Source organism: Cellulophaga sp. 3_MG-2023, assembly GCF_030546975.1.
Classification (GTDB): Bacteria; Bacteroidota; Bacteroidia; order Flavobacteriales; family Flavobacteriaceae; genus Cellulophaga.
This window is the reverse complement of record NZ_JAUOPS010000003.1, coordinates 367,605-379,283: the sequence shown is the minus strand read 5'-3', so window position 1 is coordinate 379,283 and position 11,679 is coordinate 367,605. Positions and strand designations below refer to the sequence as shown.

Sequence of the window (11,679 nt, the reverse complement as noted above, 5' to 3'; positions counted from 1 at the left end):
TGCAAATATAGGCAGCTTTTCTAACACCACAAGTCTTTTTTACATCTTTTTTAAAAGTATTTTTAAAACAAGCTTTATTACGCTATTTTTCAGACGTTTAAAACCTATTCTTTTTTGATGCTTTTTTAAAAAATATCTATCCACCAGTTTTAACCGCTCTTAAACCCTATTACTTTAATTATTGAATGGCGATTATCAACCTATAGAATTATTTGTATAATGGGTAATAAATGGGAGTTTTTCTAATATTAAACGAACACAACTTTAAATTTTAAGCATAAAAAAAGCCCAAAGTAAAATTTTCCTTGGGCTTATATACTGTATATATCTACTACTCTACAGTAACAGACTTTGCTAAATTACGTGGCTGATCTACGTTACAACCTCTCATTAATGCAATATGGTATGACAACAACTGCAAAGGAATAGTAGTTAATAGCGGCGTAAGAGCCTCTAAAGTCTCTGGAACCTCTATTACATGATCCGCTAAGGCTTTTACTTGAACATCACCCTCTGTAACTACCGCTATAATTTTACCTTTTCTAGATTTGATTTCCTGAATGTTACTTACCACTTTTTCATAATGCCCCTTATTGGTTGCAATTACGATTACAGGCATTGATTCATCAATTAAAGCAATAGGTCCGTGTTTCATTTCTGCAGCAGGATAACCTTCTGCATGTATGTAACTAATTTCCTTTAATTTTAAAGCTCCTTCTAAAGCAACAGGAAAGTTATAACCTCTACCCAAATACAAACAATTAGGAGAATCTTTATACACTTCTGCTATTTTTTCTATAGCATCATTAGACTGCAACGCAACCTCTACTTTAGTTGGAATATACTCTAACTCTGTTAGAAAGTTTGTAAACTGTTCGTCTGACAAACTACCTTTTTCCTGAGCTAATTTTAATGCTATTAAACTAAGAACAGTAATTTGAGTTGTAAATGCTTTTGTTGAAGCCACTCCGATTTCTGGACCAGCATGCGTGTAAGCACCAGCATTGGTTTCTCTGGCAATAGAAGAACCAACGACATTACAAACCCCAAATACAAATGCACCATTATCTTTAGCTAATTTAATAGCCGCCAGAGTATCTGCAGTTTCACCTGATTGCGAAATTGCTATTAGAACGTCTTTATCTGTAATAACTGGATTTCTATATCTAAACTCAGAAGCGTATTCTACCTCTACAGGTATGCGCGCTAAATCTTCAAAAATATACTCCGCTACCAAACCTGCATGCCATGATGTACCACAAGCAACAATGATTATACGGTTTGCATTTACAAATTTATCTAGATGCTCATCTATACCAGCCATTTTTATTAGCTTCTGATCCGCTAATAACCTCCCCCTATAAGTATCTAAAATAGCTCTAGGCTGCTCGTATATCTCTTTTAACATAAAGTGATCATAACCACCTTTCTCTATCTCTTCAAGATTCATTTGCAATTCCAAAATGTTTGGATAAGCAACTGCATCATTCTTTATTTTTCTAAGCTTGATTTCTTTACCAAGTCTAATAATAGCCATTTCTTCATCTTCTAAATAAATAGCATTATTAGTAAACTCTATAAACGGAGAAGCATCTGAAGCTATAAAAAACTCATTATCTCCCATACCAATTGCTAATGGACTCCCCAATTTAGCAACTACTATTTCGTCTGGTTTTTTGATATCAAAAACAGCAATAGCATAAGCACCCACAACCTCATTTAAGGCCAATTGAACCGCCTTACCAAGTTTTACTTTTTCCTTTTTTTGAACCTCTTCAATAAGATTAATTAGAACTTCTGTATCTGTGTCAGATTCAAAAGTATACCCTCTTTTTATTAATTCAGTTTTTATAGACTCGTAGTTTTCTATAATCCCGTTGTGAATAATTACTAGTTCACCTGAATTTGAATAATGAGGATGAGAATTAACATCATTAGGAACACCATGGGTTGCCCACCTTGTATGACCAATACCAATAGACCCTTTAGTTGATATAGTTTCTTCTGATTTCTTTTTTAATTCTGATACCTTGCCTTTAGTTTTAGCAAGGTTGATTTTCTCTCCATCAAACAATGCAACACCTGCACTATCATAACCTCTATACTCTAAACGCTCTAGTCCTTTTATAATAATGGGATAAGCCTCTCTATGACCTATATACCCTACAATTCCACACATAATGTATTCGTTATTAATTATTATAGTTAATGATTAATGCAAATCTAAATATAAATACAAAATAAAAAAGCACTTAACTGTTATAATAACCTAAAAATACTACAAAACGTATAAGTCGTGAAATCTTTTTAATTTATCTCTGTGTAATAAACCTCTAGTTGAAGTTTTTTATCCTCATCAGCAATATTGCTACCATAAAGAACAGTTCCAAAAGGATTAACAACAGACAAAAGTGGAATTTCACCTTCACCGTCTTCTAACATTGCCTGAGCATTTACGCTATACCTTATATCTGAAGTAAGAGAAAGTCCTAATGTAATATTTTCTGCATCACGAACAACCAAGTTGTTAATGTATTCGGTAATTCTAATAGTATATTTTACACCTTTACCATCACTTGAAGTCTCTATAATACCATCATAACCCGTAAGAGCACCAAGACTAAGCGGACCATTAGGAATATCATTACCGCTTAATGGAAAACTATATATTGATGTATTATCTTCTGCATTATACAAATACAACCTTGGCGGCTCAGCTACAGCATTACCTGAAGCACCTGCAGCATCTAACGTTTCTCTATCTATATAAAAAACTAGATTAGCCTCATTAATAATCCAATTGTTATTTTTAATTTCAGTAATAGCATCTCTACCATTTTCCTCGTCAAACAATTTAATTTCAGCAAATGAACCAGCTCCACCCTTCAAATAAATACGATCTGCATTTTCTCCTGTATCCATTTTATTAGCAATATCAACAGGGTAATCATCATTAACAAAAGAGTTAACAGTATTACCTGAAGCGGCATTAATATCTAATACATAAACAGATTCTTCTTCAACAATAGAATCATCTGAAGTATCATCTGCTGTATCATTAGTATCTACCTTATCAAAAGTATAATCTACATAAATTTTAGCTGTATCAAAATTCAACAACATCATAAGATCACCATCACCACCAGACGCAGTAAAGTACAGCCCCCTAATAAACTCCTGAAAGTTAGTTTGACTTAAAAGCTCTGTTTGACCTTCGTTATCTAATATATTTTCTTGAAAAAATGGAATAACCTCTTCCAAATCTACGACTATCCCAGGATTCAATCTTCTTTTTACAGTTCCCTTTTCATCATCATCCGTATCAGGATCATCAATTTCATAGTAAGTTACAGTTTCTGTATCCGTAAAATTAGCTACTCCATCAAAAAGTGTTTCACCAATAAAACTAGGTGAAAACTCAAAATCTGAATAATATATTTGTCTTTCCTCAAAATTTTGTGTCGGATCTACATCTCTAAGAAAGTACGTAGAGCGCTCTACCTTAAAATTAAAAGGAACACTTACATTACCGTAAATACTATCTACCTCATACTGTTTAGCATAAGCCCCTTCTATTATATCCTCTTCATCAGCGTCATTAGTTCCGTCGCCATCCGTATCCGCATTTAAGGGATTTGTCCCCAAAGTCTTTTCTTGCGCATTAGTAAGTCCGTCTCCGTCCGAGTCATTACTTGGATCTTCTGGCTCATCATCTAAACTATCATCTACACCATCGCTATCTATATCTCGCAAGGCATCTGACTTAGTTAAAAAAGGAATATACAATGTAACCTTGGTTACTGTTTCATTTTCCGGTATAGTTGTAACACTCTCATCTGTAGTAGATTCATCTTCTATCGCCTGAGAATACAATCCAAAAGTTGGATTAGCAATACCCCCTGCAAGTCTTAATTGTGAATTTACATAAGCCGTAGTTTTCCCATACAAAGGATCTGCGTAAGTACCTAACTGATAAATTGGCAAACCATTTGTTTGAACAGCTTTAACCTTTTTATTGTAAGCAAAAACATCGTAAACAGCTTTTTTAGCTGTAAAAGGTTCGCCAGAGATAACATCTCCACCAATAGTATCTAACTCATCTTCACACGAAACAAATACAGACACCAAAAACAACCCTGCTAAAGCAGAAAATACAAACTTATTGTAAAAATTCATCTAACTTATTTTAAAACTTCATTGTTATAAAAGCTGGTATACGCTTCTTCAAATTCTTGAAGAGGAACGTAAGACAACACAGGTTTTTCAAGACCAGTAACATACTCTGTAAGTTCTTCTGGAACTTCATCTGAGGCTAAAATAACAGCATCTGAATAATCTACAGCTACTTTTAACAAATTATTATAGTTAGGAGTAGACAAAGAATCTACTTTATCCTCACTTATCTCATCAAAAGCAATTTTTTTAACAATATTTTTATCTAGTTCACCTTCAAAACCTTGATTATAAACAGATGTAACAACTTTACTTTCTGCAAATAAAGGCTCATCTGCATAAAACTGTTTTAAATACAATGGCACTAAAGAAGCCATCCAACCGTGTACGTGAATAATGTCTGGAGACCAGTTTAATTTTTTAACTGTCTCTACAACACCTTTTGCAAAAAATATTGCACGCTCATCATTATCAGGAAATAATGTGCCGTTTTCATCAGTAAAGGTTGCTTTTCTTTTAAAATACTCTTCATTGTCTATAAAATAAACCTGAATACGTTCTTTAGGGATTGAAGCAACTTTTATAATTAACGGCATATCCATATCGTTAATTACTAAATTCATACCAGACAGACGAATAACTTCGTGCAACTGATGCCTTCTTTCATTTATATTACCGTAACGTGGCATAAATATTCTAATTTGCCCGCCTTTACTATTCACCATACGCGGTGTTTCATAAGACATTTGGGAAACTTGATTCTCTGGGAGATAGGGCATTAATTCTGAAGATACAAACAATATCTTTTTACCATTCATAAGAAGCTGATTTTTATTTATCAAAAAAGCGTAGGATGCAAAATTACAAAAATTATAGAGATTAACGGTAATTATAGTAAGTTTGCTCTCGTTTTAAATTAAATTTATGCATATTTTTCATAAAATTGAAGAGTTAGAAAATCATTTTTCTACCGTATCTAAAGAAGAATCCGTAGGTATGGTGCCAACTATGGGAGCTTTACACAAAGGTCATATTTCTTTAGTTAAAAAGGCCTTAAACGATAATAATCACGTAATTGTGAGCATTTTTGTAAACCCAACGCAGTTTAATAACGCCGAAGATTTAGAAAAATACCCTCAAACTTTAAAGGAAGATGTTGCTCTGCTAACAGAAGCTTCTAAAAAAATTATAGTTTTTGCTCCGTCTGCACAAGAAATTTACAAAAGCGGAATAAAATCTGACACATACAATTTTGGAGGTTTAGAAAAAGTAATGGAAGGCGAGTTTAGAGACGGTCATTTTGACGGCGTTGGAACAATTGTTGAAAAACTATTTGACATTGGAAAACCTGACAATGCTTATTTTGGAGAGAAAGATTACCAACAACTACAAATTATAAAGAAACTAGTTTCTTTAAAAAAAATACCCGTAAATATTATTGGTTGCCCTATAGTTAGGGAAGAAAGCGGACTAGCAATGAGCTCTAGAAATGAGCGTTTAACACCAGAATTACGAACCGAAGCGTCTTTCATATACAAAACATTAAATGATGCCAAACAAAAATTTGGCACAAAAAGTGCATTAGAAGTAACCAAATGGGTTACTGTACAGTTTGCTAAAAATAAATTATTGGAGCTAGAATATTTTACTATTACAAATGCAGACAACCTACAAACAATTAAAAGAAAAATTAAAACTAAAAAATATAGAGCCTTTATTGCCGTTTATGCTAAAGATATAAGACTGATAGACAATATAGCTTTAAATTAATTACCTTTGTATTATGCAGATAGAAGTAGTAAAATCTAAAATTCACCGTGTAAAAGTTACAGGTGCAGACCTAAATTATATTGGCAGCATTACCATTGATGAAGACTTAATGGACGCCGCTAACATTATTAGAGGAGAAAAAGTACAAATTGTTAATAATAACAATGGCGAAAGACTAGAAACTTACGCAATACCAGGACCAAGAAAAAGTGGAGAAATTACCCTTAATGGTGCTGCTGCCCGTAAAGTTGCTGCTGGTGACATTCTTATTTTAATTACTTATGCACGTATGGATATTGAGGAAGCTAAGAAATTTAATCCGTCTCTGGTTTTTCCTAATGAAGAAAATAATCTATTAAACTAATTTTTTGACCGCCTCTTTAAAAAAAACCTTAAAAACAGTACTTCCAATTGCGTTTGGACTGTTTTTAGTTTGGTACTCTTACAATTCTACTTCTGCCGAGGATAGAAAACAGATTATCTTTTATATAAAAGAGGCTGACTTATTTTGGGTTGGAATCTCATTAATAATGGGTGTTTTAAGTCACGTATCTAGAGCAATTAGATGGAACTACCTTTTAGAACCACTTGGCTACAAACCCAAAATAATTAATAACATACTTATTATATTAACTTCATACTTTGCCAACTTGGGAATTCCTAGGTCTGGCGAAATTTTGCGCGCCACAGCACTAACAACTTATGAAGATGTTCCTTTTGAAAAAGGTTTTGGAACTATTGTAACAGAAAGAGTAATAGATTTAATAATGCTATTACTTATTATTGTAGTTACCTTTTTTTTACAGACTGATATTATTATAGAATTCTTTAAAAATAAAGGATTTAACCTTACTAAAATATTTATACTCTTAGGTGGCGCAGGCGTTGCCGCTTTGGCTTTCTTTTATTTCATTAAAAAATCTACACACCCTTTTTTAGTTAAAATTAAAGACTTTGTAACCGGACTTTTACAAGGCGTTACTAGTATTTTTAAAATGAAGAATAAATGGCCATTTATTTTTCATACACTATTTATATGGAGTGTTTACATAGGAATGTTCTGGGTTATAAAATTTACAGTACCAGAGACTATAGATTTATCTATTAGTCAGCTTTTAGTTGCTTTTATTTTTGGAGCATTTGCAATGACCGCAACTAATGGCGGCATAGGACTTTACCCTATTGTTGTGAGCAGCGCTCTGGCTATTTTTGGCATAAGCAGTGTTTCTGGTGATGCTTTTGGGTGGATTATGTGGATATCACAAACTTTGTTAGTTGTTGTTTTTGGGGCAATATCTTTTCTACTATTACCGTTATTAAAAAGAACCAAATAGTCTTTTTAGAACAAAGAATAAACCCAAAATGAAAAAAACAATCTTAACCTTTGCCCTATTTATAGGGTTAAATGCATTTGCACAAGTTAAAACCGAAGTCTTTGAATCTTTTAAACTTCAACAAAAAAGAGATATTAGTTATTACATTCCTGAGGAATATAATGAAGAAGACCAACATACGCTAATTGTTGTTTTAGATGCAGAGTATATGTTTGACGATGTTGTAGCTAAAGCCAAATTTTTTAGTAGATTTCACGGTATGCCTCCAGCAATTGTAGTTGGCATTCACCAACAAGCCAACCAAGCTAGGTTAAAAGACTGTTCTTTTAATGAAGAAAATGGTTTGCCAACAGAAGAAGGCAAAGCTTTTTTTGAATTTCTGGGTATGGAAGTTGTTCCCAACTTAGAAAGCACTTACAACATATCTCCTTTTAAAATGATTGTTGGCTATGATATTACTGCCAATTTTGAAAATTTTTACCTTTTTAAAGAAAACCCACTTTTTAGCTCATACATAAGTATATCTCCAACTTTAGCGCCAGAAATGGAATCTAGAGTTGCTAATAGAATTGGAGCTATAGATAAACAAATATTTTACCACTTAATTGTTGAAGAAAATAAAAACACAAAACAACTTGCCGAGTTTAATACCTCATTAGCTGCAATAGAAAAAGAAACTTTTAAGTACTACTTTGATGCTTATGACACCAACCATACATCTATAGCTACTTTTGGACTAGGAAAAGCTTTTGATGATATTTTTGAAATTTTTAAACCTATTAGTCCAAAAGAGTATAAAACTAAAATTATCACTTCTGAAGAGCCTGCTTATGCATATCTAGAAAAAAAATACGCTACAATTAAGGAAACTTTTGGCTTTACAAAAAGAGTAGATCTTAATGATGTTATGGCAATATATTCTGCTAGCAAAAAGAAAGAAGAACCAGAATCTCTAAAAGAATTATCTGACCTTTGTAAAAAAGAATTTCCGGATACAATGCTTGGCTTTTATTTTGAAGGTGAATATTTTGAAGAAATAGGAGAACCAAAAAAAGCACTACGTACGTTTGAAAAAGCTTTTGGAATGAACGAGATAGACTTTTTAACTAAAGACATGGCTTTAGAAAAAATTGATGCTTTAAAAGCTGACTTCGGATATTAATTTAATAAAATACTATAGACTAGCTCTATAGCAGAAAGATAAAATTCTAAACTTTATAGTACCTTTGGCTAAAACCAATAAGTAGGTTATGGCTAAGACTAAAACAGCTTTTTTTTGTCAAAATTGCGGTACTCAATACGCAAAATGGGCAGGACAATGTGGCGCTTGTAAAGAATGGAATACTATTGTAGAAGAGGTTATACAAAAAGAAGAAAAAAATAGCTGGAAACCTCCAAGCAACACACCTAAAGTTGCAACTAAACCTTTACGTGTTAAAGAAATTAGCACAGAAAAAGAATTACGCCTTAACACCTATGATCTTGAGTTTAACAGGGTTTTAGGTGGTGGCTTAGTTCCTGGCTCCTTAACACTATTGGGTGGCGAACCAGGAATAGGAAAAAGTACACTATTACTACAAGTCTCGCTTAAACTACCTTATAAAACTTTATATGTCTCTGGTGAAGAAAGTCAGAAACAAATAAAAATGAGAGCAGACCGTATAACAACGGATAGTGAAACTTGCTTTATACTTACAGAAACTAAAACACAAAATATTTTTAAGCAAGTAGAAACTATTCAGCCTGATATTTTGGTTATAGATTCTATACAAACACTACACTCTGACTACATAGAGTCTGCCGCAGGTAGCATATCACAGATTAGAGAATGTACTGCAGAACTCATAAAGTTTGCAAAAGAAACCAATACTCCGGTTATTTTAATTGGCCATATTACAAAGGATGGCACTATTGCCGGACCAAAAATTTTAGAACATATGGTAGATACTGTTTTACAATTTGAGGGCGACAGAAATTATGTATACAGAATTTTACGCGCATTAAAAAATAGATTTGGCTCTACTGCAGAATTAGGAATTTATGAGATGCTTGGTAGTGGTTTGCGAGAAGTAAATAACCCATCAGAGATTTTAATTTCTAAAAATGATGAAGGACTAAGCGGAACAGCCATTTCTGCCTCTATAGAAGGCATGCGCCCCTTAATGATAGAAATACAAGCCCTAGTTAGCACTGCTGTGTATGGAACACCACAAAGATCTACAACAGGATTTAATGCAAAAAGACTTAATATGTTATTAGCCGTTTTAGAAAAACGTGCCGGTTTTATGTTAGGCGCTAAAGATGTATTTTTAAATATAACAGGTGGTATTTCTGTAGATGACCCTGCTATTGACTTAGCTGTAATTGCAGCTATATTGTCTAGCAACTCAGACATTGCAATTCCTAAAGGTGTATGTTTTGCCGCTGAAGTTGGTTTAGCAGGAGAAATTAGACCTATACAACGCGTGGACCAACGTATATCAGAAGCAGAAAAACTTGGATTTACAGCCATATTTGTGTCTAAAAACAATAAAATCACCTTAAAAAATACAGTTATAAAAGTACACTTGGTCTCAAAAATTGAAGATGTAGTAAGAGTTTTGTTTAATTAAAAAAACTATAAATAAAAAGAGGTTTTATCTATTATAAAGCCTCTTTTATATTTTTACTTGTTTTTGAATATTATTAAGGAGCTGGGTTTGGTATTTGCTTATGTATAGCCTCTATACTTTCTAAAACCTCATCGGTTAACTTTACATTTACGCTTCCAATATTTTCTTCTAGTTGCTTTAAATTGGTAGCTCCTATAATTGTACTTTTTACAAACGGCCTAGAGTTTACATATGCCAATGCCATTTGCGGTAAAGACAAACCGTGCTCACGGGCTAAATCACAATACATTTGTGTTGCTTTCTGCGCATTTTCTCCACTATATCTATTGTAATTAGGAAACATAGTTACCCTTGCATTTGCCGGTTGCAAACCACCAAGATATTTACCACTTAATACTCCAAAACCTAGTGGAGAATATGGTATTAAAGCAATATCCTCTCTCATAGATATTTCTGCTAAGCCAACTTCAAAAGTTCTATTAAGCAAACTATAAGGGTTTTGTATGGTAGACATACGCGGTAATTTTCTGTGTACTTTACTTTCTTCTAAAAAGCGCATTGTTCCCCAAGGCGTTTCATTAGACAAGCCAATGTGCTTTATTTTTCCGTCATTTACTAAATCTCCTAAAGTATCTAATACTTGATGAATATTATCTTCCCAAAAGTCATTTATTTTATGCTCATACCCTCTTTGTCCAAAATAGTTTGTCTGGCGCTCTGGCCAATGTAATTGATACAAATCAATAACATCTGTTTGTAGGCGTTTTAAACTGTTCTCTACCGCAGTAATTAACCCTTCTTTTTGAAAGCCAGTTGTTCTAATGTGTTTAGTAAAATCTGCTTTACCTGCAATTTTAGAAGCTATTATAACTTTATCTCTGTTACCTGTTTCTTTAAACCACTTCCCTATAATTTTTTCAGTCTCTGCATATAACTCTGCCTTTGCCGGTACAGGGTATAATTCTGCTGTGTCAAAAAAATTGACTCCTTGTTCTAAAGCATAATTCATTTGTTCAAATGCTTCTTCAATATTATTTTGTCTGCCCCAAGTCATTGTACCTAAGCAGATTTCACTCACCTCTAAATTAGAATGTGGTAGTTTAGTGTATTTCATAGTCATTTATATGGTAAAAATTCTTCATGTTCTTAACCAAATCTAGGAAATTAAATAGTCTAATCAAACATATAAACAGGCATTTGTTACAGATTTTACTATAAAAAAACAGCGTTTGCCTTAGCTAAGACAAACGCTGTTTTTAATATTTTACTAAGTGAGTTTTATAACGTCCTGAAATACTCAGTTATAGCTCTTGCTTCTTCTTCTGTTAAACCTTGATTAGTCATTAAAGCATTATTGTATTCCTTATATAATGCTTTTGCTATAGGATCTTCTTTTAACATCCCCTCAGGGTTTAAAATCATATTCATAACCCACTCTGGGCTTCTACGATCTAAAACACCTTTTACAGCAGGACCAATTAAACGCATATCTGTTGCGTGGCAAGCCACACATTTAGAGTTAAAAATAGACTCGCCATTTGCCGCCATTTCTGCATCTACTTCTGCGCTTAAATCTACAGATTTAATAGGACCAACACCTTTGTTGTCCATATCTACAGGAACACCTTCTTGTTTTTCTGCTGTTTTATCTTCTTTTTTGGTTCTGTTCATTTCAAAACCATCGGATTTTTTATCCTCTTTTTTGTCGCCACAACTCGCCATAAATACGCCTGCAACTAAGATTAAAAGTAATTTTTTCATGTGTTTAAGTTTTAAAGCACTAATATAAG

Annotated in this window: 10 protein-coding genes; 5 read left to right on the top strand and 5 right to left on the bottom strand. The window is 33.1% G+C overall.

The genetic code is table 11. From position 1 onward, the window contains the following. Window positions 1-331 precede the first annotated feature (331 nt). The 3 genes from glmS to Q4487_RS11330 all read right to left on the bottom strand — a co-directional run bounded on the left by glmS (window position 332) and on the right by Q4487_RS11330 (window position 4,991). Window positions 332-2,179 (bottom strand): glutamine--fructose-6-phosphate transaminase (isomerizing), encoded by a 1,848-nt coding sequence (gene glmS / locus Q4487_RS11340; RefSeq protein ID WP_100894665.1) that lies wholly within the window; start codon window positions 2,177-2,179, stop codon window positions 332-334. 128 nt (window positions 2,180-2,307) lie between these two features. Then, entirely contained in the window at window positions 2,308-4,176 is a 1,869-nt protein-coding gene (locus tag Q4487_RS11335; protein ID WP_303541932.1) for a DUF4270 domain-containing protein, read from the bottom strand. A gap of 5 nt (window positions 4,177-4,181) precedes the next feature. Further along, on the bottom strand, window positions 4,182-4,991 hold the full coding sequence (locus Q4487_RS11330; protein WP_303541934.1) for a glycogen/starch synthase: 810 nt from the start codon (window positions 4,989-4,991) through the stop codon (window positions 4,182-4,184). Between the two features lie 106 nt (window positions 4,992-5,097). On the opposite strand from Q4487_RS11330, the gene panC reads away from it, so the two are divergent. The 5 genes from panC (at window position 5,098) to radA (ending at window position 9,889) form a co-directional block, all read left to right on the top strand. Continuing rightward, window positions 5,098-5,943, top strand: coding sequence for a pantoate--beta-alanine ligase (gene panC / locus Q4487_RS11325; RefSeq protein WP_303541936.1), 846 nt, complete (start codon window positions 5,098-5,100; stop codon window positions 5,941-5,943). Between the two features lie 13 nt (window positions 5,944-5,956). After that, window positions 5,957-6,307 (top strand): aspartate 1-decarboxylase, encoded by a 351-nt coding sequence (panD, locus tag Q4487_RS11320; RefSeq protein ID WP_013620629.1) that lies wholly within the window; start codon window positions 5,957-5,959, stop codon window positions 6,305-6,307. A 4-nt stretch (window positions 6,308-6,311) separates the two neighbouring features. Then, window positions 6,312-7,277 carry a lysylphosphatidylglycerol synthase transmembrane domain-containing protein gene (locus Q4487_RS11315; protein WP_303541938.1) on the top strand — a complete coding sequence of 322 codons (966 nt, stop codon included), beginning with the start codon at window positions 6,312-6,314 and terminating at the stop codon, window positions 7,275-7,277. 28 nt (window positions 7,278-7,305) lie between these two features. After that, entirely contained in the window at window positions 7,306-8,439 is a 1,134-nt protein-coding gene (locus Q4487_RS11310) for an alpha/beta hydrolase (RefSeq protein ID WP_100894660.1), read from the top strand. Between the two features lie 88 nt (window positions 8,440-8,527). Then, a complete protein-coding gene (gene radA / locus Q4487_RS11305) occupies window positions 8,528-9,889 on the top strand; it encodes a DNA repair protein RadA (protein ID WP_100894659.1) in 1,362 nt (453 codons plus the stop codon). Window positions 9,890-9,962: 73 nt separating this feature from the next. Here radA and Q4487_RS11300 read toward each other — a convergent pair whose 3' ends face one another. Both Q4487_RS11300 and Q4487_RS11295 read right to left on the bottom strand, forming a co-directional pair. Beyond that, window positions 9,963-11,003 carry an aldo/keto reductase gene (locus Q4487_RS11300; RefSeq protein ID WP_100894657.1) on the bottom strand — a complete coding sequence of 347 codons (1,041 nt, stop codon included), beginning with the start codon at window positions 11,001-11,003 and terminating at the stop codon, window positions 9,963-9,965. A 164-nt stretch (window positions 11,004-11,167) separates the two neighbouring features. Continuing rightward, window positions 11,168-11,650, bottom strand: coding sequence for a cytochrome c (locus tag Q4487_RS11295; RefSeq protein WP_100894656.1), 483 nt, complete (start codon window positions 11,648-11,650; stop codon window positions 11,168-11,170). Window positions 11,651-11,679 lie beyond the last annotated feature (29 nt).